The organism is Mycobacterium triplex (assembly GCF_000689255.1).
GTDB lineage: Bacteria > Actinomycetota > Actinomycetes > Mycobacteriales > Mycobacteriaceae > Mycobacterium > Mycobacterium triplex.
Map to the genome: position 1 here is coordinate 5,544,766 of NZ_HG964446.1, position 23,739 is coordinate 5,568,504.

The window sequence follows — 23,739 nt, forward strand, 5'->3', positions numbered from 1 at the left end:
GTGCTGACCCTCAAGGCCGCCGGCCTGCTCGACGTCGACGCCGGCGAAATCGTCCGGCCCGGCACCGTGGCGATCGAGGACGACCGGATCGTCGGCGTCGGGGGCGCGGGCCCGACGGGCCCACACGACACTGTCATCGATCTCGGCGACGCGATCCTGCTGCCCGGTTTGATGGACATGGAGGTCAACCTCCTGATGGGCGGGCGTGGCGAGACGCCCGGGCTGTCCCAGGTGCAGGACGACCCGCCGACGCGGGTGCTGCGCGCGGTCGGCAACGCCCGCCGCACGCTGCGTGCCGGGTTCACCACCGTGCGCAACCTGGGCTTGTTCGTCAAGACCGGCGGCTATCTGCTGGACGTCGCGCTGGGCAAGGCCATCGACGCGGGCTGGATCGAGGGGCCCCGAATCGTTCCGGCCGGCCACGCCATCACGCCCACCGGTGGGCACCTGGACCCGACGATGTTCGCCGCGTTCATGCCGGGCGCACTCGAGCTCACGGTCGAGGAGGGCATCGCGAACGGGGTCGACGAGATCCGCAAGGCGGTGCGCTACCAGATCAAGCACGGCGCCGAGTTGATCAAGGTGTGCGTTTCCGGCGGCGTGATGTCGTTGACCGGTGAGGCTGGCGCACAACATTATTCGGACGAGGAACTGCGCGCGATCGTCGACGAGGCGCACCGGCGCGGGCTGCGCGTGGCCGCACACACACACGGAGCCGAAGCGGTCAAGCACGCGGTCGCCTGCGGCATCGACTGCATCGAGCACGGCTTCCTGATGGACGACGAGGCCATCCAGATGCTGGTCGACAACGACCGGTTCCTGGTGACCACCCGCCGGCTGGCCCAGGCGATGGACGTGTCCCGCGCCCCGAAGGAGTTGCAGGACAAGGCTGCCGAGATGTTCCCCAAGGCGGAGACATCGATCAAGGCCGCCTACGAGGCCGGGGTGAAGATCGCGGTCGGCAGCGATGCGCCCGCGATCCCGCACGGCCGCAACGCCGACGAGCTCGTCACCCTGGTGGAGTGGGGCATGCCGCCGCTGGCGGTGCTGCGGGCGGCCACGACGACCGCGGCCGAGCTGATCAACTCGAACGACCGGGGCCGGCTCGCGGTGGGCCAGCTGGCGGATATCATCGCGGTACCCGGAAACCCGTTGGAAGACATCACGGTTACCCGCAACGTCAGCTTTGTCATGAAAGGCGGCAAGGTCTATGTCGACAAATCAGCCCAGCAGAACTGACGACCTGGTCGAGATTCAGCAGTTGCTGGCCCGCTACGCCGTCACGATCACCCAAGAAGACATCGACGGCCTGATCGGCGTCTTCACCCCGGACGGCACCTACAGCGCCTTCGGCTCCACCTACAAGTTGGACAAGTTCCCGGAGCTGGTGGCCGCGGCGCCAAAGGGCTTGTTCCTCACCGGGACTGCCTTGATCGAGAACCTCGACGGCGACTCGGCGAGCGGCACCCAACCGCTGTGCTTCATCGACGGCTCCACCCACGACATGCGCATCGGCTACTACCGCGACACGTACTCGCGCACCGCGGACGGGTGGCGCCTGCAGACCCGCGCCATGACGTTCATTCGCCGCAGCGGCGTACACGACTCCGGTCGTCCGCACGCCATCGGCCGTCCCACGCCGTGAATGTCTTGTGAACGCAGATGAGTTCCGGTCGGGTCTGCGTAAGTGGCTCGACGAGAACGACCTAACGCCCGGGCCCGACCACTCGCTGCAGGGCCATATGCTGCAGTTCCGCCGGGTCAGCCGGGCGCTGTACGACGCCGATTGGATGCGCTACGGCTGGGCTGAAGAGGTCGGCGGTTTGGGCGGCCCCGCGTTGCTCCGCGCGATCGTCGGCGAAGAGGTGGTGGGCCGGCGGTTGGCCGAGCCCGGCCCGTATTCGATGCTCGAGGTGCTCACACCCACGATGATCGACTATGCCCCGCCAGAACTCGCCGCCGAGATGGTGCCGAGGCTGCTGCGCGGTGAAGAACAATGGTGCCAAGGGTTTTCCGAGCCCGGCTCCGGCAGCGACCTGGCCTCGCTGACCACTCGGGCGGTCCGGGACGGCGACAACTGGATCGTCAACGGGCAGAAGGTCTGGACCAGCTTCGCGCAGTTCTCCACCCGCTGCATCCTGCTCACCCGCACCGGGCCCGGCCATGACGGCATCACCGCGTTCTTCGTCGACCTGGACACCCCCGGTATCACCATCCGCCCACTGCGCACGATGCACGGCGTCGACGAGTTCTGCGAGGTGTACTACGACGACGTGGTGATCCCGTCGAGCCGGATGCTTGGCAAGCCGGGCGACGGCTGGCGGCTCGCGATGGACCTGCTGCCCTTCGAACGCTCCACCTGTTTTTGGCAGCGGATCGCCTACCTCTACTCGCGGTTCGACGCGCTCATCGCCGAGGTATCCGGCGGCAGCCAGCACGGGGGACACGACGAATACCAGTTGGGTGCAACGTATCTCGCGTTGCACACGCTGCGTTGCCGCTCCCGCGCCACCCAGTACCGGTTACGCGACGGAGCACGGCTGGGCCCCGACACCTCGATCGACAAGGTGTTGCTGGCCTCGGCCGAGCAGCAGCTCTACGACACGGTGCGCGACCTGCTGCCGGGCGACCTCGAGCTCGACGACACGCCGTGGCGCTCGGAGTACCTGTACTCGCGCGCGTCGACCATTTACGGCGGGACCGCCGAGATTCAGCGCAACATCATCGCCCGCCGGCTGCTCGACCTCGGGAAGGAGTGAGCCATGGACCACGAGGCATTGCAGATGCTGGCCGACTCGCTGCGCACCGCGATGACGGCCGCGTCCGGCGCTCAGCTCGATGCGGCGTTGTCCGACCTCGGCTGGCAGGACATGCTCGACGAAATACCCGACATCGCAATCCCTTTGGTGTTCCGGCTGCTCGGCGAAACGGGTGCGCATGCGCCGGTGCTCAACGACGTGGTGCTGCGCGCGGCCGGACGGGCGGCGGGCGGTGTCACCCCGCTCCCGTTCGCGGGAGGCTCCTGGGTGGTTTGGAAGCGCGAGGACGTTCCGAGTTCGGCGATCGACGACGAGTTGCCGATACATCCTGTCGCAGAAGGCGATTCAGCTGCGCAAGCCGGGCTCGCCGCCGCGCGGCGGGCGCTGGGCTGGTGGCTGGTCGGCGCCAGCCGCGCGATGCTTGCCCTCGCGCGCCGGCACGCCCTGGATCGCGTCCAGTTCGGCCGCCAGATCAGCTCATTTCAGGCGATCCGGCACCGGCTGGCCGAGGCGCTCGTCGCGATCGAGGGCGCCGAGGCGACCCTGCACGCCGCGACGACGGCATCCGACGACGCCGACGACCTGGCCAGCTTGCTGGCCAAGGCGGCGGCCGGTCAGGCGGCGCTGACCACGGCCCGGCACTGTCAGCAGGTGCTCGGTGGTATCGGTTTCACCGCCGAACACCAGCTGCACCACCACTTCAAACGGTCGCTGATTCTGGACAATCTGCTCGGCAGCGCCCGGGAACTGACCTCACAGGCTGGAATGGCGCTGCGGGCCAAAGGATCTGCACCACGGCTGGTGCAGCTGTAGCGCCTGCGGGTGCTGCGGGTATGCGCATTGCCTAGTATTGGCGCACATGCGCTATCCCGTGGAACCCCGAAATCAGGCCGGCGTGGTCGCGGTGATCCTCGGCGGGTTGGCACTGGTCACCTGCTGGTTGCTGATCGGGGTGCCGTTGGGTATCGCGGCGCTGATCACCGGCGATATCGCGCGGCGGCGAGCCAGGCACGGCGAAGCGACGAATCCCCGGGCGGCGGTGGCCGGCATGGTGTTGGGGGCGGTGGCGATCGTGGCCGGGCTCATCGCCATCGGCTACTACGCCTGGCTGGACACCCAGGACCCGGACCGTTTGCAGCGCTGCCTGGACAATCCCGCGACCACGAATTGCTAGCCGCGGGGCAGCCCGAGGACTCGTTCGGCGATGATGTTGCGCTGAACTTCCGACGTGCCGCCGGCGATGGTCGCGGCGAAGGTGCGCGTGTAGCGGTCAAACCAGCTGCCGTAGTGGCTGTCCAGGTTGAGTGGGGCGAACGGCGCGGTGACGCCCCGCAACACCAGTCCGTCGCCCCCCTTGGCGGCCAGCGCGTCCTCGCAGGCGCGCTGCATCGCTTCCGAACCAAGCAGTTTGAGCACCGATTGCGCGGGCACGTCCTCTTCGCCGCGCGCGGCTTTGGCCAGCGTCGCCGACCCCAGCAACCGCATGGCGTAGAAATCCATCACCAGCGTGGCGTAGCGATCCAGCTGCACGGGTCCGGTCGGGTTGGACTCGACCGTCATCGCGTGCAGCATGTCGGCGTAGTCCAGCCACAGCATCGCGCGTTCGTGGCCGAGCGAACCGGTCGCGACGCGCCAGCCCGCGTTGAGTTCACCTACCAAGTTCTCCGCCGGCACCCGGGCGTCGGTGAAAAAGACCTCGTTGAAGTCCACGTCCTCGATGTCGCCCACCGAGGCGAACGGGCGGCACACCACCCCGGGGGTGTCCGTCGGAATCAGTAAGGCGCTGATGCCCTTGTGTTTTGGCGCATCGGGATCGGTGCGCACGAACGTCAGCAACACGTCGGCGTGATGGGCACCCGATGTCCACACCTTCTGCCCGTTGACGACGAAATGGTCGCCGTCCAGCACCGCGCGTGTCTTCAGGGAGGCGAGATCGGAGCCCGCACCGGGCTCGCTCATCCCCAGCGACGCGGTCATCTCCGCACGCAGAATCGGCACCGCCCAGCGCTGTTTTTGCTCCGGTGTGCCGAACGACAACAACGACGCCGCGATGATGCCCACGCCCTGCGGATTGAAGCTTTGATAGATCCGCCGTCGCGACAATTCCTCGAGGTACACGTATTGCTGCAGCAGCGTGGCGTTGCGACCGCCGAACTCCGGCGGGTTCCCGGGCAGCAGCCAGCCGTTGTCGAAAAGCAGCCGTTGCCAGCGACGGGCCCACTGGGGAATGTCCGAACTCGATTGCGGCCGTTCGCGCGTCTGGGCCGGGTCGAGGGGATTGGCGTCGAGGAACGCCGCGAATTCCGCGCGGAACTCCTCGACGTCGCTGTCAAAGGTCAGCTGCACAGCACTCCCCTGGGATTCGCTAGCGGGTGGGCCGTCGGTAGATCCGGGTTTCCGCCGACGGTGCGGTTCGCTCTTGCGATTCCGCTTCTATACACACGTGTAGGAGAATAGTATTCTCGTGGCAAGAAAGTTACAATCTCCGACACATGCTCCGTGAGGGGGTCGAGCGCAGCGATGTCACGGCGTTCTCCGGTAGAGTCCAATCATGTTCTCCCCTCGCGGCAATCGCCAGAGCCGTCCGTGACCAATCCAAGCGAAGAGCCGGCCTGGAAGCAGCGCGCCGTCGAGCGATCCATCAAGACTGCGAAACTGCGGGCGGCGCAGCGCGTTCAGCGCTTCCTCGACGCGGCGCAGGCCATCATAATCGAGAAGGGCAGCACGGACTTTACCGTCCAGGAGGTCGTCGATCGCTCTCGCCAGTCGCTGCGGAGCTTCTACCTGCAGTTCGACGGTAAGCACGAGCTGCTGCTGGCATTGTTCGAGGATGCGCTGAGCCGGTCGGCCGACCAGATTCGGGCCGCCACCGAAAGCCATTCCGACCCGCTGGAGCGGCTCAAGGTCGCCGTGGAGCTGTTGTACGAGGCCTCACGACCGGACCCCGCCGCCAAGCGCCCGCTGTTCACCGACTTCGCCCCCCGGTTGCTGGTGACGCACCCAGCCGAGGTCAAGGTCGCCCATGCACCGCTGCTGGCGTTGCTGACCGAGCTCATGGAAGCAGCCTCCGACGCCGGCAAGTTGCGCGACGGGCTCAATCCCCGCCGCATCGCCGCGATGACGATGCAGACGGTCATGTTCATCGCGCAGTCCAGCGGGGGTTCCGACGACGCGACGATTCACCCGATCACCGCTGACGAGGTGTGGGACTTCTGCTCAGCCGGATTCGTCGGCTAGCAGTGGCATCGCGGCTTTTCCGCCGCCACCCGCCTGACCTGAGCAAATAGCGCACGTGATTTGCCCGTGAGAATCGGGTTCTCTAATATTCAGAATTAGAAGTAGCCAAAACGGATTCGCCGTTGACACCCGTTGCCGGGTGATGACACAGTTCAGTGGCGGTACCCTCCTCGCGCCCCGGAACGAGGCGCACCCGGTCGACAGTGCGGGGATGGGACACGATGCCGGCGGTTCTGCGCTGAGACGTGACGGTTCGATCAACGAATTGAGGTAGTGATGACTGGACGTGTTGAAGGCAAAGTTGCTTTCGTCACCGGGGCGGCGCGTGGTCAGGGCCGTGCCCATGCGGTGCGGTTGGCCCAGGAGGGCGCCGACATCATCGCTGTCGACATCTGCAAGAAGATCGACACCGTCGACCTGATCGCCGCCTCCACTCCGGAGGATCTGGCCGAGACCGCAGACCTGGTGAAGGCACAAAACCGTCGGATCTACACCGCCGAGGTCGATGTCCGGGACTACGACGCGCTCAAGTCCGCGGTGGACACCGGCGTCGAGCAGCTCGGCAAGCTCGACATCATCGTCGCCAACGCGGGCATCGGTAACGGTGGCCAGACGCTGGACAAGACCAGCGAAACCGACTGGACCGCCATGATCGACATCAACCTGGCCGGCGTGTGGAAGACCGTGAAAGCCGGTGTCCCGCATATCCTCGCGGGCGGCAACGGCGGCTCGATCATCCTGACGAGCTCGGTCGGCGGTCTCAAGGCCTACCCGCACACCGGTCACTACGTCGCCGCCAAGCACGGTGTGGTGGGTTTGATGCGCACCTTCGCCGTCGAGCTCGGCGCCCAGAACATCCGCGTCAACTCCGTGCACCCGACCAACGTCAACACCCCGTTGTTCATGAACGAGGGCACGATGAAGCTGTTCCGTCCCGATCTGGAGAACCCGGGCCCCGAGGACATGAAGGTCGTCGGACAGCTGATGCACACCCTGCCGATCGGCTGGGTGGAGCCCGAGGACATCGCCAACGCGGTGCTGTTCCTGGCGTCGGACGAGGCGCGCTACATCACCGGCGTCACGCTGCCCGTCGACGGAGGCAGCTGCCTGAAGTAGCCGCTAGAACGGGCTGCTGTTGGACTGCCATTCGGCCTCTGCAGGCCGCGGCCCATAACGGCGGGCGTAGTCCTCGTGCATCCGGGCCTGTTTCTGGCGATTGATCACGTCGACCAGGTTCGGGTCCAAACCGTGGACGGCCAAGCGGTGTCGGCGCCAAACCTTGTTCAGGGCAAAGTTAATCACCAACGCCCACGCGTAGAGCGGCACGGTCATCTCTGTGTGCACGTAGAGCGAGGCGGGCAGCAGCCAGAACGGGGCCAGCACGAACAGGGGCGGTATCGCCCACCTGATCATGTGCCGGCGGATCGCTCCCTCGCCGGCGAGGTCGTGCGCGACCCAGCTGCGCATCGAGTCGGGCAGGCGTCGGCCGTAGGCATAGCCAATGCGTTGCCAGAGATTGGGTTTCGCGGCGGTCATGGTGGCTCCTCAGCGTTGCAATGCGCCCGCCGCCACGGCGGCCGCGTTGATTCGGGTCAGGACCTGATGCAGGTTCTCAAGTTCGGACAGCTCGACACCGAGCCGTGCGACGACGGCGGGCGGAATCTCAAGTGCGCGCTCGCGCAAAGCGATTCCGCGCTCGGTGAGCGTGATGTCGGTGGCGCGCTCGTCGGTGGCGTTCTTGGCGCGGGTGATCAAGCCCAGTGCCTCCAACCGTTTGAGCATCGGCGACAGCGTCGCCGACTCCATCTGCAAGGCGGCGGCGATCTGCTTGACCGACAGCGGGGACTCGTGCGCCGCCTTGCGATGATCCCACAGCGCCAGCATCACCAGATACTGCGGATGGGTCAGTCCCAGCGGCTCCAATAGTGGTCGGTAGACCGCCAACACCGCGCGATTGGTGGTCGCCAGCGCGAAGCACACCTGGTGTTCGAGGGCGAGTGGATCGATCTCGCGGGCGGTCAGCGTGGCCACGTTTCCAATCCTAGGCGAATAGTTAGTGCCCTATCTATATGAGTCCTCTCACACCGCCTGCATAGCCGGGGTAATACTCTCGGATTCCATGGACGGATTCGAGGGACGCGGGGCGGTCATCACCGGCGGTGCCAGCGGGATCGGCTTGGCCACCGCGACCGAGTTCGCCCGACGCGGCGCCCGCATCGTGCTGGCCGACGTCGACAAGGCCGCGCTGGAACACGCCGTGGCACGCCTCAAGAGCGAGGGCGTCGAGGCGCACGGTGTGGAATGCGATGTGCGGCACGTCGAAGAAATGACGAACCTCGCCGACGAATCCTTCCGCCTGCTCGGCCAGGTCGACGTCGTGTTCAGCAACGCGGGCATCGTGGTCGCGGGCCCGCTGGTGACCATGACGCACGAAGACTGGCGGTGGGTGATCGACATCGACCTGTGGGGGTCGATCCACGCCGTCGAGGCGTTCGTGCCCAGGTTGATCGAGCAGGGCAAGGGCGGCCACATCGCGTTCACCGCGTCGTTCGCGGGACTGGTGCCCAATGCCGGCCTCGGGGCGTACGGCGTTGCCAAGTATGGCGTTGTCGGCCTGGCCGAAACGCTGGCCCGCGAGGTCAAGGACAACGGCATCGGCGTCTCGGTGCTCTGCCCGATGGTCGTCGAAACCAAGCTGGTCTCCAACTCCGAACGCATCCGCGGCGCCGACTACGGACTTGCTTCGACGCCCGATCTGACGGAGGGCTTCGGGCCGCTACCGCCGACGCAGGACCAGGGCGTGACGGTCGACGAGGTGGCACGGTTGACCGCCGATGCGATTCTGGCCAATCGGTTGTACATCCTGCCGCACGAGGCGGCCCGGGCCTCGGTCAAGCGCAGGTTCGAACGAATCGACCACACCTTCGACGACCAGGCCGCCGAAGGGTGGACGCACTAGCCCGACCGCATCGCCGGTATCACGCCGATGACGCCGCCGGCTTCCAGGTCCGCGATCTCCGCCGGGGACAGGCCCAACTCGGCCAGCAACTCGTGATTGTGCTGGCCCAGTGTGGGTGCGGGATTCGCGTGAAAAAGCTCCGGCCCGCTGGAGAACCTCATCGGGACGCTGCTGAGCCTGGCCCGCCCGTTCACCGGATGGTCCACGTCTTCGAAGAAGCCGCGAAACGCCAGCTGCTCCAGCTCGGTCTGCCGGTGCGGTTGCAGGACCTTGGCCACCGGTACGCCGGCGTCCCAGAGGGTTGTGACGATGTCGTCGCGGGTGCGGTTCTCGCACCAGGCAGCCAGCTGCTCGTCGATCAAATCCTGGTGCGCACGCCGGCCAGCTTCGCTGGATAGTGCGGGATCGGTTGCCCAGGAGGGTGATCCGATTGCCCGGCATAGCTTTTCCCACTGCTCGTCGGTCGCCACGGCGATGGCTACCCAGCTGTCGAGCCGGCCGAATTCGTCGATATCGTTGCTGCGGTAGAGGTTCTGGGGTGCCGCCGTCGGTCCCCGGTTGCCGTCGCGCTCCAGCAGTGCCCCGTAGGCCGAGTACTCGATGACCTGCTCGGCGGAGATGCTCAACGCCGCGTCGACCATCGCCGCTTCGACGAACACGCCCTCGCCGGTGCGGCGGCGATGCTCGAGCGCCAGCAGTATCGCGTTGAGCGCGTGCACCCCCGCGCATGCGTCACCGACCGAATATGGGTCGTACGGCGTGCGGTCCGGATAGCCGGTGAGCCAACTGATGCCGGACGCGGCCTCGATCACGTAGGCGAACGCCGGGTTGTCGCGCCATGGCCCGTCGAGGCCGAAGCCGGGCATCCGCACCATCACCACGTCCGGCCGAATCGATTGAACAGCAGCGAAATCCAGGCCGATCTGGTCCAGCACCCGCGGTGTGAAGTTCTCCACCACCACGTCACAGGTTGCGATCAGGTCCCGCAACAACTCCCGGCCGCGCCCGCTCTGCAGGTCCAGCGTCAGGCCCTTCTTGTTGGTGTTCAACGCCGCGAAGATCGGCGACTTCTCCCACCACTGGTCCTCGGTGATCGGTATGCCGGCGATCAGCCGGGTGCCATCCGGGCGACGGGCGGACTCCACGTGGATGACCTCCGCGCCGAGCATGGCCAGGAAATGGGTGCCGCAGGGACCCGCCCAGAACGTCGTCATGTCCAACACCCGAAGACCGCTGAACGGCAACGGTTTTGCTACCCCGGCCGGTACCGGCCGATGCGACAGCTGCGCGGTACGGTAGTGCTCGGTGTGCTCCCCCAGTCGCGGCGCCGGCTGCGGTTGACGCAACTGCGCCGGCCGCAGCCGATACGGGTGGCTCGGCTGTAGAAAGCCGTGTGGATTGCGCACGAACGAGCCGCGCTCCACGAACTGATCGAACGAGGCGACATTCGCACCGTTGGCGACCGGTGCGTTGGGGATGCGGAATGCCGAGGCCAGTTCCCGGATTTCGTCGACTCCGGTGGCGGCCAGCCAGGCGAAGATCTCGTCGGCGTAGACGTTGGCCAGTTCGGTGATCGAAAGCGGCGACTCCTCGTCGATCCACTCCGGGTGACCCACCATCGCGCACAGGTCGAACCACTGTTGCGCCGTGCCGCACCCGAGATCCACCAAGCCGTCTTTCGCCTGCGCCACTCCCGGAATGGTGGGCCGCCGGGCGTCTCGCCACGGACGGCCGAGCAGTTCGAAGTAGGTGACCGGGTAATAGGTGAGGCACAGGATTTGGGTTTCGAGCATCGACAGATCCAGCAGTTCGCCCGGCCCGCCGTCTATCCGGCGGTAGCGCGACGTCAGCGTGGCCGCGCTTGCATAGGCTCCGGCCAAGTACTCGCCGACCTGTCCGCCGACGAAGACGGGTGCGCGCTCCTGCTCGCCGCGCCCGAGGCCGACGATTCCGCCCGACCACGCCTGCAGCGTGAACTCGGTCGCGGCGCGGTCTCGCCAGGGGCCTTCCAGCCCGAACGGGGTAATCGCAGTTACGGTGAGATGCGGGTGGTTGTCGTGGAGGGCGCGCGGCGTAAAGTCCGGGTGCTCAGCGACTTTCGACCCGGCCGACCAGACCACCGCGTCCGCCGACGCCAGGAGCCGGTTCACCAGTTCGGCATCGGCGACCGGATCGGCGACCACACTGTGTTTGGCACCGGCCAGGTAATTGAACAAGGCGCCGTCACCGTCGACTCCGATGGCCGCCCCCGAGGCCGACCACGAGCGCAGCGGATCACCCTCTGGTGCTTCGACTTTGATGACGTCGGCACCGCCGTCGGCCAGCAGCTTGGTGCAGTAGGCGCCGGCGATGCCCGTGGACAGATCGATGACCGTGTAACCGGCCAGCGGCGGCTCGACGTGCGCCACTATTTGCGTCTCTTCGCTTTGGTGTCCTTGCCGGTGCGCGCCTTCTTGCGGGCTTTCTTGCTCAGCGCCCAGTCGGCGGGGAACTTGCTGTCGTTGTCCTTGACCGCGTCACCCAGGCCCTGTTTCATGGCGTCATCGAGCATCAGCTCGTCGCCATCGTCCGGGCGGACGCTGCCGCCCATCGATTCGAAGACGCCGCTGAGTATGCTGCCCAGGTACTCGCCCTGGAACTGCTTCATGATCTCGAAGAAGACCTTCTGCATGAACACGGTGTCGGTCGGGCGGTTGCGGGCGCACGCCAGCGCGTACTTCTGCACCTCGCCCTCGAGCTCATCCCGGGGCACCACGCTGTTGAGGAAGTTGCAGTCGTACATCTCGGCTGCGGTGAAAGCCCTTCCGGTGAAGACCATTTCCTGGAACTTCCGGATGCCCATCGTCTGCGCCCACCACCACATGCGGGGTCCCCAGCCGTAATACCGAAACGACGGATGCCCGAACAGTGCGTCGTCGCTGGAGATGACCAAGTCGGCATCGGCCGCCTGATAGAAGTGCCAGCCGTAGCAGTAGCCCTTCGCCTCGAGGATGCTGATCTTCTTGAAGTCCTGCAGGCCACGAATACCGGAGTTCGGGTTGGCATACCACTGCCCGAGGGTCCCGCCGTTGCGAAACGAACCCGGTGGCGGATACCTGACGTCATCGGGGCTGATCCGGTATTCGGCCAGCCGTGGACCCTGATCCGGCGCATCGCGGACCCGCATGACCTCGGTCAGATCCGCACCCGAGCCAAGATCGTCGCCGGCACCGCGCACCACCAAGACCTTGACGTCGTCATCAATGCCGGCTTGGTGCAACAACTCCGCGTAGCGCAGCCGCGCGGCGATGGTCGGCGCGTTGAGATAGTCCGGCCGGTCGAACGTGATCGTGGCGATCCGCGTCTCGGCGTCTTTGGTGTACCGGATGATCTCTTCGGCTGCCGGCTCCGACGGGTCAGGCATGGCTAGGGCTGCCAGGACGGGCTCGCGGTGAGCACTTCGGGACCGTCGGCGGTGATCAGGACCGCTTCCCGCCCGAATACCGCGCCGACTCCTTCTTCCCACACGTAGCCGGTCACGGCGAGCACCATCCCCGCCTCCAGACGTTCCTCGGCCGCGGTCGACGGCAAATGCTTGGAGACGACGGGCGGGTCGAACCCCATGCCCAGGCCGCGGGCCACCGGCATCGGCGGCTCGGGCTCCCCGGCGGCCTGGTAGGCGGCGAGCAGTTCGCCCGCGCCCGCACCGGGACGGCAGGCGGCGATCAGCCTGCCCCACAGGCCTTCCCAACGTCCGTACAAAGCGGCGGCACCATCGGGTGCATGCTTGCGATCGGCCGGCCAGGTCCGTCCGACCTCGCCGACATAGCCACCGGCCAGGACTCCGGCGGAGAATGCCACCAGGTCGCCGTCCTGGATACGACCATCGCCGTCGGCTCGGCGCCACGGGTGCCGGCGCGAAGTCACCCATGCGACATCTTGATTCGACGGCGTGCTCACCCCGCCGGCCGCCGAGGCCTCCAGCAAGGCGCCGGCCAACGCTTGTTCGCCGACCCCAGGCCGCAATTCCGAAACCGCGGCCGCCAGCGCCGACTCGGCCACGGCGACGGACCGGCGCAGCGCGGCGATCTCCTCGGCCGTTTTGATCCGGCGCGCGGCCCGCATGGCCAGCTCTCCGTCGACCAGCTGGGCGTTCGGAAATGCGGTGGGCAGCAGCTGCGCGAAAACCGGTGAGAGGGCGTCCGTTCCGACCCGCCGGGCAGTTGCCGCCCCGGCGATGCGCTGCAGCGCCGACATCGTGTTCATCGGGTTCCACGAGATGCCGTACAGGTTCTCGTGCGGGATGTCCTCGGGGATGCCCTCGTCCCACGTGCTGAGCAGGTGCACCGCACCGGTCTCGCGCACCAGCACGCAGCTCGGGCCGAACGGACGGGTGCCGGCGACCCACAGTTGCGGCGCCCCGGTTACGTAACGGACGTTGGCTTGCCGGCCGAGGACCAACACATCGAGATCGTGTGCCGCCATTTGCTCCAGCGCCCGCTGGCGACGCCCCGAGCGCAGCGTGCGCTCGTCAGGGCAAACTTCAACTGACATGAGAGCCATAAGGGTCATAGGGGTAGTTGGTCAAACGAATCCAGCCTTCCTCGGTGATCACCAGGACCTCTTCGCTGCGATAGCCGCCGGTGCCGTCTTCCCACACCACGGGCTCCAGGACCAGCACCATCCCCTCCTTGAGGACGAAGCTCTCGTCGAAGTCCTGGCCGAGATCGGTTCCGATCATCGGCATTTCGGCCGCGTTGACGCCGATGCCGTGGCCCAGGTAGAAGTGCGGCAGCCACGGCTTGCTGCCCCCGTTGGCCTTGATCGCGGCCCGCCCCAGATCGGCGGCGGTGGCGCCGGCCTTGGCGACACCGAGCACCGCGGTCATGATCTCGAACCATTTGTCGAACTGCGCCTGCTGGCGCGGCGACGGGTCCCGGCCGACGAGCCAGGTGCGCCCGAAGTCGGAGCAGTAGCCCTGGTAGGTGATACTGACGTCGGTCCACAGCACGTCGCCTTCGACCAGCTCGCGCTCGGTGCTCAGCAGTGGCAGCGCCAGGTCGCCGTGCGTGGTCCACACGCCCTCGGCTTTGCTCGGCGGCATCACCTGCCAGATCGGTTCCAGCATGCTGGCCGTGGCCCCCAACTCGAAGGCGCGGCGCAAAAAGCTTGCCGACAAATCGATCTGACGGATCCCGGGAGCCAGCCGCTTCTGGACTTCGACCATGGCTTCGTCGGTGATCCGGATCGCGGTGCGCATGCACGACAGTTCGTCCGGAGTCTTCACCGACTTCGCCGCGCTGACGATCGCGGCGGCGTCGACCGGAGCGCCATTGGGGAACAACAGGTTCGCCGCCCGCGACATCGCGCCCGTGCACTCGTCGACCGCGATCACCGCTCCGGGCGGAATCAGGCCGGCAATCGCACGCGCGAAATTGGCTACGCCTTCCTCGAATTCGAGGTAGACCGGCCCGTGCAGGTGGTCGTCGGGCAGGTCGGTCTCGTGCGAAGCGCCCTCGCGGAACGGCAGGAACAGGTGGGGGCACTCGTCGCCGGCGACCACCACGGCCACCGGGCGCTCGACGTAGGACAGTCCGGCATCACCGAGTGGCCAGCTGGCACCGGTGGCGTAGACCACGGCGTTGTTGCCCAGCAGGATCATCGCATCGACGCCGCGTTCGGCCATCGCCGAGCGCAGCCGGGCCCCGGTCTCGCGACGGAGGCGACCCAGGTCGGGTGTTTCGGGAATCACCAGCCCGTTACCGGTGCCGGTGTCCAGTTGGGCGATCGTCGTCACTACACACCCAAGAACTTCGTGATGTTGTCGCTGACGATCTTCTTCGCGTTGGCCGGACCGACAGCGTCGACAACGGATTTCAGCGATTTTTCGGAATACCCGTAGGTGCTTTCGTTGTGCGGGTAGTCGCTGGACCACATCACCTTGTCCACACCGATTCGGTCGATCAGCTGCAGGCCCAGCGGGTCGACCATGAACGACGCGCTCATGTGGGTGTCCCAGTAGTAGCGCACATCGTGCTGCAGCTGCCGGTTGAACATGTGCTGGTAGGAGGCGACCAGGTGCTCGGCATCTTGCAAAGCCCAAGGCACCCAGGCGATCCCACCTTCGAACCAGCCGATGCGCAGGCCGGGATGATCGTCGAGAATCCCGGTGAACAGGTACTTGGCGAACTGTTCGCGGAAGCCGTCGACGTTGATCATCATGCCGACCACCACGCTGTTGAACTCGCATGGAGTTTTCGGCGGGGTCTCGCCGATGTGGTGGGTCACCGGCAGGCCGGCGGCTTCGATCTCCTCCCAGACCGGCTTCATCGCGGTGCTGCCGTAGTCGATCACGTTGCCGTCGTCGTCCTTGCCCGGATTCAGGGGCAGCAGGAAAGTCTTGAGGCCCAACGACTTCAGTTCGGCCAGCGTCCGCTTGGCGCCTTCGGGTTCCCACCAGTTGATCAGGCCCGCGCCGTAGAAGTGGCCGTTGGACCGCTCTTGGAGCTCGGCGATGTACTCGTTGTAGATCCGGAACGCCAGTTCGCGAAGTTTCTTGTCCGGGTAGTGGAACAGCGCCAAGATGGCGTTGGGGAAGGCCAGTTCCTTCTCGACACCGTCCTCGCGCAACTCCTCGATCCGGGCCTCGATGTTGGTGCTCGCGGCGCCGGGCAGGTCGTCGTACTGCATCAGCACGGCGCTGAAGTCGCCCGGCAGGAACGACTGTCCCTTGCGGCCGACTTGGTAGGCGCCGTCCTCGTACCAGATCCGGGGTGCCTTGTCCTTCAGGTCATCCGGGAAGCGGTCGAAGAAGATGTCGTCGGCCAGCGAGATGTGATTGTCGGCCGAGAAGACCACGGTTCCCTCGGGCAGACCCACGTCGCTGCCCACGGCGTGGCCGCGCCGATCCTTGGGAGCGCCGTAGCCTCCGGGCGGGTAGAGCGAGGTGGTGGTTGTCGGCGTTGACATTATTGACCCTCCATTCGGATCTGCGGAAGAGTGATCATCTCGGGCTGCTGCTCAATGGATTTCGTTTACCAGGTAACCGGGAGTTCGTAGACGCCGTAGGCCAGCCGGTCGTGTTTGAACGGGATCTCGTCCAACGGCACGGCCAGTTTCATGGTCGGGATGCGCCGGAAGAGCGTTTGAAACATGATCTGTAGTTCCGCCCGCGCGAGTTGCTGACCCACGCATTGATGGCGCCCGTAGCCGAAGGCGACGTTGCGGTCGGCCCCGGCGCGGTGCACATACAGCCGGTCGGGCTCGGGGAAGGCGTCGGCATCCCAGTTGGCGGGAGCCAGGTCGATGATGATGCCTTCGCCGGCGCGGATCGTCTCGCCGGCGATGTGGATGTCGTCGACGGCGACGCGACGCTGACCGTTCTGGATGATGCTCAGGTAGCGCAGCAGTTCCTCCACCGCGCTGGCCAGGACCTTCGGGTCTTCGGCGTCGCGGATCGCGGCCAGCTGATCCGGATTCTCAAGCAGCGCAAGCACTCCGAGGCCGATCATGTTCGCCGTCGTCTCGTGCCCGGCGATCAGCAATCCGGTGCCCAGTTGCGCGGCTTCTTTGACGCTGAGCTCGCCGGCCTTCACGCGTTCGGCCAGGTCGGAGATCGCGTCGGGCGCCGTTTCCGAGGCGGGGTTCTCCATCTTGGTTTCGACCAGCTGGGCCAGGTACTTGTGCAGGCTCATCGCGCCCTTGGCGGTGTCGGCGCCGGTGGCATAGCGCGCCAGCCCCATCGAGGCGTGCTCCTGGAACATCTCGGCATCCTCGTAGGGCACGCCGAGCATCTGGCTGATCACCAGGGATGGAACCGGAAGCGCAATGGCGGCAACGATATCCGCGGGCTGCGGGCCGGCCAGCATGGTGTCGATGTGGTCGTCGGTGATCTGCTGGATCGTCGGCCGCAGCCCTTCCACCCGCCGGAAGGTGAACGGCTTCGACAGCATCCGCCGATACCGGGTGTGCTCCTCGCCGTCGGAGGTGAACACCGACCGGGGCCGCTTGTGCACGGTCGACAGCATGCCTTCGTTCCAGTGCGGGAAGCCGGGCACCCGGTCGTCGACGCTGACCCGGGAATCGGCGAACAGTTCGCGCACCTGCTCGTAACCCGTGATGAGCCACGGGGTGCTGCCATCCCAGATCCGGACCCGCGACAGCGGCCGCTCTTCGGCCAGGGCCATCACGTCCGGGGGCGGAGCGAACGGGCAGCCCCGGTTACGGGCCATCGGGTAGTCGGGAATCTCGGCAACGGCGTCGGCCGAAATACTCGTCAGTGCGTCTGACATGTCAGTCCTCGATGTGGATTGCCTGGGCCGGGCACGCCGCGGCCGCCTGGCGGGCGCCGTCGCTCTGCTCGGCGGACGGGTGCTCGTTGAGCAGGACGACGACACCGTCTTCGTCGCGCTGATCGAACACTTCGGGTGCATTCATCACGCAGTTGCCCGACGATGCGCAGATGTTCTGGTCGACAGTCACTTTCATGAGCCTGCTCTTCATTCGTACGGAGTGACCGGCGCCAGCCACAGGCCCACGATCGCGTCGATGAGGCCGAATGCGGCTGCGCGCCAGGAGGGCTGGGCCATCGCAGCGCCCGCGGCGAGCGCGCGTTCGCGGTCGGCGCAGGTGTGCATCAACAGGTTTCGGGCCATGATGTTGCGCTCGAAGTGCACATCGGCCGGCAGGTTGGGCAGGCAGCGGTTGAAGCCGTCGACCACTTCGACGAGCGACGGGGAGCTGAGCGCGCCTTTGACGACGATGTTGTAGTAGGCCGGATCGGTCATGGCCTGCGCGGCGAACCGCGCGTACCAGGTCGGGTTGCCGAGCTCCTCGAGGTGGTCGGTGAGGGGGCGCACCAGGCACGCCACCCAGGCGCGTAATTCGCCCGACCCGCCCGACGCCAGGAGGTCGGCGACCATCTGCTCGCGCAGCTCCTCGACGGGTCCGCGGTGCTTCTCCTCGATGGCGCGCACCAGGTCGGCCTTGGTGCCGAAGTGGTAGCCCACCGCGGCGTTGTTGCCCTGCCCCGCGGCCTCGCTGACCTGCCTGTTCGATACCGCGAACATGCCGTGCTCGGCATACAGGCGCTCGGCCGCCACCAGGATCGCCTCCTGGGTGGAGCTGGCCCGTTCGGTGCGAACGGCCCTGCCTGCCGTGGTCATTGGATCAGTCAACCTCGCCGACCGGTTTAAGTCAAGCGCTTGATTTAAATGCATGCGGGCCTGCGGCGTGACGGTGCGCTCGAGCCGGGACGTCATCTCTCGCGCTTCTTGGGCGGCATCACCTTGCCGGCCGAAGTTCCCCCGTCGACCGGCAGCACGGTTCCGGTGACATAGAGCGAGCGGTCGCCCGCGAAATACAGCGCCGCCTGGGCAACGTCGTCGGTTGTACCCTCGCGCTTGAGCGGCCGGTCGTCGCGCATCCCCTGACGAATCCGCGCCTCGAATTGCGCCAGCTGCTCCGGGTCCATCCCGGCGGCCGACTTGCCCAGGATCGGGGTGGGGATGCTCCCCGGGGCGATGGCGTTGACCCGAATCTCATAGCGCGCCAACTCGATTGCCGCGGATTTGGTGAATTGGATGACGGCGGCTTTCGACGCCCGGTAGATCATCACCCCGCCGCCGGCCTGGATCCCGCCGATGGAGGTGAGGTTGATGATCGAACCGCCGCCGCTTTCGGCCATCTGCCGGGCGGCATCCCGGGTTCCGGCCATCACGCCCAGCACGTTGACCCCCATGATCCGGTGGAAATCGGCCAGGTCGTCGTCGAGCAATCGGCGCAACGGGCTGGAAACCGCGGCGTTGTTGACCATGACGTGCAGGCCACCGAATTTCTCGACGGTGGTCGCGACCAGTGCCTGCACCTGTTCGGGATCGGAGACGTCGGTCTGGTGAAACAGCGCGTCGGCGCCCAGCGTGGCGGCCAGCTGCTCGCCCGTCTCGGTCTCGATGTCGGCGATCACGACCCGGGCACCCTCGGCCAAAAACCGTTCCACGATGCCGCGGCCGATACCCGACGCTCCGCCGGTGACGATGGCGACCTTGCCGTCCAATTCGTTAACCACACGGAGAGTTAATCGGCGCGCGACACTTTAAGTCAAGCAGTTGATTTAAGGGCAGGGCCCCGTCCGGGCAAGCAGCAAACTTTTGACGTCGCCGGCGCCTGCGCTGGCTAAGGTTTGACGCATGAGCGGGCGGCGTGGATGAATCCCGATACCTTCTGCACATCCGATCAATGGAGCATGATCGCGTCGGCGCCGTCGACCTCACAGCTCGCCGGTGTGCTCGGCGGATTCCTGATCACCGCAATCGCTTTGCTGTTCGACCGCAGCAGCCGCGAAGGCGTGCACACCCTGGCGCTGTTCGCGTCGGCGGTGCTGATCCTGATGCTGGACAGCTTTCTGTTCAGCCTCATCAGCGGCACGCATCCGCCCGACAGCGGTGACCGCCAGGGCATCTGCGCGATCGCCTGGACCCAGGGCAATCTGGCGACCGGCATGCTGGCGGCGGGCACCACCGGACTGTTCGCCGGGCTGGGCTGGATGCTGGCCAGCCACGTGGTGAACAAGGTGCCCAAGGACGATCCCGCCGACATCCGCGCCTATTGCTTCCTGGCCGATCTCGGCGGGTGGCTGACCTTCGGGGCCGCGATGGCGACGACCTTGATCATGAGCGAGACGAACATCGACTACCTGCATTTCGTGCTCGGCCATACTCCCCCGCTGTGGCAGACGGGGGCGATCGTGACGTTCAGCGCGCTGGTCATCGTGCTCGACTTCGTGGTCGTCTACATCCGCACGAAAAATCTCAACCGCTCGCTGGCCAACACCGCCGAGCCGACGCAGTTGGCGCTGCGGTCGATCAAGGTCGCCACGGTGGGCACGCTGTTTCTCGCCGTCGCCGCGTCCTGGCTCGCTGTCAGCCTGGCGCGCTTTCCGATCGGCTGGCTGACCACCCCCAACGGCGCGTTCGTGATGTTCGTCTTGGCGCTGTCGCTGCTGGTGCCGACGATAATCTCCACCGCGGCCTGCTATTCGGTCGCCAGCACCGACGAGGGCCCCGGGCGACGCTCCGCCTAGCCGACCGCGAACGTTGTATTGAGAAGCGCCCCAGTAAGGTCGGACGTGAATCCTTACTGATGCGGCGGTGTGCGTGACTACTCATCGGGCGCTGTCCCTGCGCGGGCGGCGCGGTGAATGCAGCGCCCTCGAACAGTTGACGTCCGCGGCCCGCTCGGGCCGAAGCCAGGTGCTGGTGCTGCGCGGCGAAGCCGGCATCGGCAAGACCGCGCTGCTTGATTTCGTGGCCGAGCGCGCAGCGGGCTTCCGCGCCGCGCGCGTGGCGGGTGTCGAGTCGGAGATGGAGCTCGCATTCGCTGGCTTGCAACAACTTTGCGCCCCCTTTCTCGACCGCATCGATGGCTTACCCGAGCCGCAACGGGAGGCACTGGATATCGCCTTCGGCCGCAGGCACGGACCGGCACCGGATCGATTCCTGGTCGGGTTGGCAGTTCTGAACCTGATCGCCGCGGTCGCCGAGAGCCAGCCGTTGATCTTGCTCGTCGACGACACCCAGTGGGTCGACCGCATCTCGGCGCAGACGTTGGCCTTCGTCGCGCGCCGCCTGATCGCCGAACCCGTCGCGCTGATTTTCGCGATGCGCGACGGGTTCGAGGACGAGTTCGACGGGCTGCCGGAGCTGACGGTCCGCGGGCTCAATCCGGGCGACGCGCGCGCACTGTTGGATTCGGTCATTCTGGGCCGGCTGGACGACCAGGTGCGCGACCGCATCGTCGCGGAGACGCGGGGGAACCCGCTGGCCCTGCTCGAACTCCCCCGGGGTTTGACGGCCGCGGAACTGGCGGGCGGCTTCGAACGGCCCGACGTGCGACCGCTGGCCGGGCAGATCGAACAGACATTTCTGCGCCGCATCAGGTCGCTGCCGGATCAGACCCAGCAGCTGTTGCTCACCGCCGCGGCAGAGCCGGTCGGCGACGCCGCATTGCTTACCCGCGCGGCCAATCGGTTGGGGCTGCCGCCGGACGCGGTGGCGCGAGCCGAGGCGGTGGGTCTGATCGACGTCGGGACACGGGTGCGATTTCGCCACCCACTGGTGCGGTCGGCGGCATACCGCTCAGCGGATCTGATGGAACGACGCCGGGTGCATCGGGCGCTGGCCGAGGCCACCGATTCCGGCACCGACCCGGACCGGCGCGCTTGGCACCTGGCGATCGCCGCGCCCGGTCCCGACGAGGAGGTCGCCGCCGCACTCGAACGCTCGGCCGACCGCGCGCAGGCCAGAGGGGGCGTGGCCGCCGCGGCGGCATTCCTGGAGCGGGCGACGCAGTTGACCGCCGACCCGGCGCGCCGCGGCACCCGTGCGCTGGCCGCCGCGCAGGCCAAACGCGACGTCGCCGCGTTCGACGCCGCCGACGAGCTGCTCGCCATCGCCGAGTCGGCGTCGCTGGATCAGCTGCAGCGGGCCCGCGCCGTGCGGTTGCGCGCCCAGATCACCTTCGCTCGCAGCCGCACGGGCGCCTCGGACGCACCCACCGTCTCCGACGCCGCCGCCGGCCTGCTCGATGCCGCACGCGGGCTGGAAACACTGGACGACGCGGTGGCCCGCGAGACCTACCTGGAAGCGTTGGGAGCAGCGCTTTTCGGCGGCCGGCTGTGCCCGAACGGCGGCATCCAGACAACGGCGCGGGCTGCCCGCGCGGCGCCGACGGGACCGCAACCCACCCGCCCGGTCGATCTGTTGCTGGACGGCATCGCCATCTGGGTCACCGCGGGCCACGCCGCGAGCGTGCCGGCGCTGCGCGAAGCGCTGCACCTGGTCCGCGCGGCGGCCGCGCGCGGCGACGACGACGTGATGCGGTGGTTCTGGTTGGCCTTCCCGCTCGTGCAGGAATCGGCGGCCCACGAGGTATGGGACGACGACCTCTGGCATCACCTGGCTACCGACGCGGTGCGATTGGCCCGCGACGCCGGCGCCCTGGCGGTGCTGCCGCATGCCCTGGTCTACCGTGCCGGCGTGCATGTGCAGGCCGGTGAACTCGCGTCGGCCACGGCACTGGTCGAGGAGGCCGGCGCGATCGCCGCCGCCACCGGCTATGCCCCGTTGAAGTACCAAACGCTGCTGCTCGCCGCCTGGCGTGGCGCCGAAGCGGACGCACTGAAATTCATCGATGCCGCGACGGAAGGCGCCGTGTCCAGAGGCGAAGGGCGCATCGTCGGTCTGGCCAACTACACCAAAGCCTTGCTCTACAACGGCCTGGGCCGCTACAACGAAGCGTTGGCCGCGGCCCGGCGATGTTGCGAACATGAGGATCTCGGCGTGTTCGGCTTCTGCCTGATCGAACTCGTCGAAGCCGCCGCCAGAGGCGGCGCACCCGACGCCGGGCGGGCGGCGCTGCGCCAGCTCGAAGAGCGTGCCCTGGTCACCGAAACAGATTGGGCTGCAGGAGTTTTAGCCTGGTCACGGGCACTGCTGGCCGACGACCAGAGCGCCGAAGCGCATTACCAAGAGGCGATCGACAGATTGCAGCGGACGCGTATTGCCGTGCAACTCGCGCGGGCTCATCTGGTCTACGGGGAGTGGCTGCGCCGGTGTAACCGCCGCATCGATGCCCGCGCGCAACTGCAGACCGCCTACGAGATGTTCGGGCGGATGGGTGCGCAGGCCTTCGCCGCACGCGCTCGTCGTGAGCTCTTGGTCACCGGCCAGAAGGTGAGCAAGCGCTCGGCGGCGCCGGGTCATGAGTTGACGCCCCAAGAGGCGCAGATCGCGCGGTTGGCCGGTGACGGCCTGACCAACCCCGAGATCGCAGCGCAGTTGTTCATCAGCACTCACACCGTCGAATGGCACCTCAGGAAGGTGTTCGCCAAGCTCGGGATCAGCTCGCGCAGACAACTCCGGGGTTGCGACCTTCTCCCCTGAGTCGATACGACTACGGACTTTCCAGGGTTCCGACGCACCCGCATCAGGGCCATGCTGGACAGACCAGTTGTTTCGGGAAACTCGAAAGGCATGATCATGAAGGTTCTGGTCGTCGGCGGCAGTGGACTCATCGGATCGCAGGTTGTCGCGCAGCTCACCGAGCTCGGGCACGAGGCCGTCGCGGCCTCGCCCAGGTCGGGGGTCAACACCATCACCGGCGAAGGCCTCGCAGCGGCTGTCGCGGGTGTCCACACGGTGGTGGACGTGACCAACGCGCCTTCCTGGGGCGACGACGAGGTGCTGGAATTCTTCACCACCTCGACCCGGAACCTGCTCGATGCCGAGCGCGCCGCCGGCGTGCAGCACCACGTCGCCCTGTCGATCGTGGGAGCGGACCGCGCGGCCGCCAGTGGCTACATGCGCGCCAAGATCGCTCAGGAGAAGCTCATCGCGGAATCGGGAGCTCCGCACACGATCGTGCGCGCCACTCAGTTCTTCGAATTCGTTGCGGGCATTGCCGATTCGATGGCCGATGGCGACACGGTTCGGGCACCGCATGGGGCGTTCCAACCCATCGCGGCGGCCGATGTGGCTACGGCTGTCACCCGCGCGGCGATTGGTGACCCGGCCGGGCTGATCAATATCGCCGGCCCGGAGAAGCGGGGCATGGACGACTTCATCCGGACCCGTTTCGCCGCAACCGGCGATTCCCGCCAGGTGATCACCGACACCGGTGCCCAGTACTACGGCGCCGTGCTCGACGACCGCATGATCGTTCCCGTCGAGGGCGAAGAAGTGACCCTGTACCCCACCAGGTTCGGCGACTGGCTGGCCTCCCAGGTGCCCAGCAACGCCAAGTAAGCGT

The 23,739-nt window shown here is 66.9% G+C and carries 23 protein-coding genes and 1 pseudogene; 11 read left to right on the top strand and 13 right to left on the bottom strand.

What is annotated here, in order from left to right:
• From BN973_RS25675 to BN973_RS25695, 5 genes are read left to right on the top strand one after another with little or no spacing between them, the layout of a single operon-like run.
• The gene (locus tag BN973_RS25675; protein WP_036471520.1) at positions 1-1,239 is read left to right on the top strand and encodes a metal-dependent hydrolase family protein; all 1,239 of its coding nucleotides are present in this window, start codon (positions 1-3) and stop codon (positions 1,237-1,239) included.
• Entirely contained in the window at positions 1,211-1,645 is a 435-nt protein-coding gene (locus tag BN973_RS25680; protein WP_036471521.1) for a nuclear transport factor 2 family protein, read from the top strand. The genes BN973_RS25675 and BN973_RS25680 overlap by 29 nt, the downstream gene beginning before the upstream one ends.
• A 7-nt stretch (positions 1,646-1,652) precedes the next feature.
• Positions 1,653-2,759 (top strand): acyl-CoA dehydrogenase family protein, encoded by a 1,107-nt coding sequence (locus tag BN973_RS25685; protein WP_036471522.1) that lies wholly within the window; start codon positions 1,653-1,655, stop codon positions 2,757-2,759.
• A gap of 3 nt (positions 2,760-2,762) precedes the next feature.
• Entirely contained in the window at positions 2,763-3,572 is an 810-nt protein-coding gene (locus tag BN973_RS25690) for an acyl-CoA dehydrogenase family protein (RefSeq protein ID WP_036471523.1), read from the top strand.
• 46 nt (positions 3,573-3,618) lie between these two features.
• Entirely contained in the window at positions 3,619-3,933 is a 315-nt protein-coding gene (locus BN973_RS25695; protein ID WP_051641493.1) for a DUF4190 domain-containing protein, read from the top strand.
• Here BN973_RS25695 and BN973_RS32220 read toward each other — a convergent pair.
• Together BN973_RS32220 and BN973_RS32225 are read right to left on the bottom strand one after the other, a co-directional pair.
• Positions 3,930-4,355 carry an acyl-CoA dehydrogenase family protein gene (locus BN973_RS32220; RefSeq protein WP_414098610.1) on the bottom strand — a complete coding sequence of 142 codons (426 nt, stop codon included), beginning with the start codon at positions 4,353-4,355 and terminating at the stop codon, positions 3,930-3,932. The genes BN973_RS25695 and BN973_RS32220 overlap by 4 nt on opposite strands.
• A gap of 96 nt (positions 4,356-4,451) precedes the next feature.
• Positions 4,452-5,105, bottom strand: a pseudogene (locus BN973_RS32225) (acyl-CoA dehydrogenase family protein); the annotation flags it as partial.
• A gap of 240 nt (positions 5,106-5,345) precedes the next feature.
• On the opposite strand from BN973_RS32225, the gene BN973_RS25705 reads away from it, so the two are divergent.
• Both BN973_RS25705 and BN973_RS25710 read left to right on the top strand, forming a co-directional pair.
• Positions 5,346-5,996, top strand: a complete 651-nt coding sequence (locus BN973_RS25705; RefSeq protein WP_036471525.1) for a TetR/AcrR family transcriptional regulator — start codon at positions 5,346-5,348, stop codon at positions 5,994-5,996.
• Between the two features lie 276 nt (positions 5,997-6,272).
• Positions 6,273-7,112, top strand: a complete 840-nt coding sequence (locus BN973_RS25710; RefSeq protein WP_036471526.1) for a mycofactocin-coupled SDR family oxidoreductase — start codon at positions 6,273-6,275, stop codon at positions 7,110-7,112.
• Positions 7,113-7,115: 3 nt separating this feature from the next.
• Here the strand turns inward: BN973_RS25710 and BN973_RS25715 are convergent, their stop codons facing one another.
• The gene (locus BN973_RS25715) at positions 7,116-7,532 is read right to left on the bottom strand and encodes a DUF5313 domain-containing protein (protein WP_036471527.1); all 417 of its coding nucleotides are present in this window, start codon (positions 7,530-7,532) and stop codon (positions 7,116-7,118) included.
• A gap of 9 nt (positions 7,533-7,541) precedes the next feature.
• A complete protein-coding gene (locus BN973_RS25720) occupies positions 7,542-8,027 on the bottom strand; it encodes a MarR family winged helix-turn-helix transcriptional regulator (protein ID WP_036471528.1) in 486 nt (161 codons plus the stop codon).
• Between the two features lie 88 nt (positions 8,028-8,115).
• Between BN973_RS25720 and BN973_RS25725 the strand changes: the two genes are divergently transcribed.
• A complete protein-coding gene (locus BN973_RS25725; protein ID WP_036471530.1) occupies positions 8,116-8,955 on the top strand; it encodes an SDR family NAD(P)-dependent oxidoreductase in 840 nt (279 codons plus the stop codon).
• On the opposite strand, the gene BN973_RS25730 is transcribed toward BN973_RS25725, so the two are convergent.
• The 9 genes from BN973_RS25730 to BN973_RS25770 all read right to left on the bottom strand — a co-directional run bounded on the left by BN973_RS25730 (position 8,952) and on the right by BN973_RS25770 (position 19,000).
• Positions 8,952-11,363, bottom strand: a complete 2,412-nt coding sequence (locus tag BN973_RS25730; protein ID WP_036471531.1) for a CaiB/BaiF CoA transferase family protein — start codon at positions 11,361-11,363, stop codon at positions 8,952-8,954. The genes BN973_RS25725 and BN973_RS25730 overlap by 4 nt on opposite strands.
• Complete coding sequence (locus tag BN973_RS25735; RefSeq protein WP_036471532.1) at positions 11,363-12,358, bottom strand: enoyl-CoA hydratase/isomerase family protein; 996 nt, start codon at positions 12,356-12,358, stop codon at positions 11,363-11,365. The genes BN973_RS25730 and BN973_RS25735 overlap by 1 nt, the downstream gene beginning before the upstream one ends.
• A 2-nt stretch (positions 12,359-12,360) precedes the next feature.
• Positions 12,361-13,488, bottom strand: coding sequence for a M24 family metallopeptidase (locus BN973_RS25740; protein ID WP_036471534.1), 1,128 nt, complete (start codon positions 13,486-13,488; stop codon positions 12,361-12,363).
• A complete protein-coding gene (locus BN973_RS25745) occupies positions 13,478-14,731 on the bottom strand; it encodes a M24 family metallopeptidase (protein ID WP_036471535.1) in 1,254 nt (417 codons plus the stop codon). Before BN973_RS25745 ends, BN973_RS25740 begins: the two co-directional genes overlap by 11 nt.
• Complete coding sequence (locus BN973_RS25750; RefSeq protein ID WP_198049000.1) at positions 14,731-15,792, bottom strand: amidohydrolase family protein; 1,062 nt, start codon at positions 15,790-15,792, stop codon at positions 14,731-14,733. Before BN973_RS25750 ends, BN973_RS25745 begins: the two co-directional genes overlap by 1 nt.
• Before the next feature lie 176 nt (positions 15,793-15,968).
• Positions 15,969-17,225 carry a cytochrome P450 gene (locus tag BN973_RS25755; protein WP_036471538.1) on the bottom strand — a complete coding sequence of 419 codons (1,257 nt, stop codon included), beginning with the start codon at positions 17,223-17,225 and terminating at the stop codon, positions 15,969-15,971.
• Between the two features lies 1 nt (position 17,226).
• The gene (locus BN973_RS25760; protein WP_036473076.1) at positions 17,227-17,421 is read right to left on the bottom strand and encodes a ferredoxin; all 195 of its coding nucleotides are present in this window, start codon (positions 17,419-17,421) and stop codon (positions 17,227-17,229) included.
• An 11-nt stretch (positions 17,422-17,432) separates the two neighbouring features.
• Positions 17,433-18,098: a TetR/AcrR family transcriptional regulator gene (locus tag BN973_RS25765; protein WP_036471540.1), complete on the bottom strand. Its 666-nt coding sequence runs from the start codon at positions 18,096-18,098 to the stop codon at positions 17,433-17,435.
• Between the two features lie 92 nt (positions 18,099-18,190).
• Positions 18,191-19,000: an SDR family NAD(P)-dependent oxidoreductase gene (locus BN973_RS25770; RefSeq protein WP_036471541.1), complete on the bottom strand. Its 810-nt coding sequence runs from the start codon at positions 18,998-19,000 to the stop codon at positions 18,191-18,193.
• Between the two features lie 138 nt (positions 19,001-19,138).
• On the opposite strand from BN973_RS25770, the gene BN973_RS25775 reads away from it, so the two are divergent.
• From BN973_RS25775 to BN973_RS25785, 3 genes are all read left to right on the top strand, one after another.
• On the top strand, positions 19,139-20,014 hold the full coding sequence (locus BN973_RS25775; RefSeq protein WP_036471543.1) for a hypothetical protein: 876 nt from the start codon (positions 19,139-19,141) through the stop codon (positions 20,012-20,014).
• A gap of 97 nt (positions 20,015-20,111) precedes the next feature.
• Positions 20,112-22,874: a helix-turn-helix transcriptional regulator gene (locus BN973_RS25780; RefSeq protein ID WP_051641645.1), complete on the top strand. Its 2,763-nt coding sequence runs from the start codon at positions 20,112-20,114 to the stop codon at positions 22,872-22,874.
• A 96-nt stretch (positions 22,875-22,970) separates the two neighbouring features.
• Positions 22,971-23,735 (top strand): SDR family oxidoreductase, encoded by a 765-nt coding sequence (locus tag BN973_RS25785; protein WP_036473080.1) that lies wholly within the window; start codon positions 22,971-22,973, stop codon positions 23,733-23,735.
• Positions 23,736-23,739 lie beyond the last annotated feature (4 nt).

Coding starts and splice junctions, on each gene's coding strand:
- BN973_RS25680 (WP_036471521.1), top strand. CDS start 1,211: ATGTCGACAAATCAGCCCAGCAGAACTGACGACCTGGTCGAGATTCAG.
- BN973_RS25690 (WP_036471523.1), top strand. CDS start 2,763: ATGGACCACGAGGCATTGCAGATGCTGGCCGACTCGCTGCGCACCGCG.
- BN973_RS25695 (WP_051641493.1), top strand. CDS start 3,619: ATGCGCTATCCCGTGGAACCCCGAAATCAGGCCGGCGTGGTCGCGGTG.
- BN973_RS32220 (WP_414098610.1), bottom strand. CDS start 4,355: ATGCTGTGGCTGGACTACGCCGACATGCTGCACGCGATGACGGTCGAG.
- BN973_RS25710 (WP_036471526.1), top strand. CDS start 6,273: ATGACTGGACGTGTTGAAGGCAAAGTTGCTTTCGTCACCGGGGCGGCG.
- BN973_RS25715 (WP_036471527.1), bottom strand. CDS start 7,532: ATGACCGCCGCGAAACCCAATCTCTGGCAACGCATTGGCTATGCCTAC.
- BN973_RS25725 (WP_036471530.1), top strand. CDS start 8,116: ATGGACGGATTCGAGGGACGCGGGGCGGTCATCACCGGCGGTGCCAGC.
- BN973_RS25735 (WP_036471532.1), bottom strand. CDS start 12,358: ATGCCTGACCCGTCGGAGCCGGCAGCCGAAGAGATCATCCGGTACACC.
- BN973_RS25740 (WP_036471534.1), bottom strand. CDS start 13,488: ATGTCAGTTGAAGTTTGCCCTGACGAGCGCACGCTGCGCTCGGGGCGT.
- BN973_RS25755 (WP_036471538.1), bottom strand. CDS start 17,225: ATGTCAGACGCACTGACGAGTATTTCGGCCGACGCCGTTGCCGAGATT.
- BN973_RS25760 (WP_036473076.1), bottom strand. CDS start 17,421: ATGAAAGTGACTGTCGACCAGAACATCTGCGCATCGTCGGGCAACTGC.
- BN973_RS25765 (WP_036471540.1), bottom strand. CDS start 18,098: ATGACCACGGCAGGCAGGGCCGTTCGCACCGAACGGGCCAGCTCCACC.
- BN973_RS25775 (WP_036471543.1), top strand. CDS start 19,139: ATGAATCCCGATACCTTCTGCACATCCGATCAATGGAGCATGATCGCG.
- BN973_RS25785 (WP_036473080.1), top strand. CDS start 22,971: ATGAAGGTTCTGGTCGTCGGCGGCAGTGGACTCATCGGATCGCAGGTT.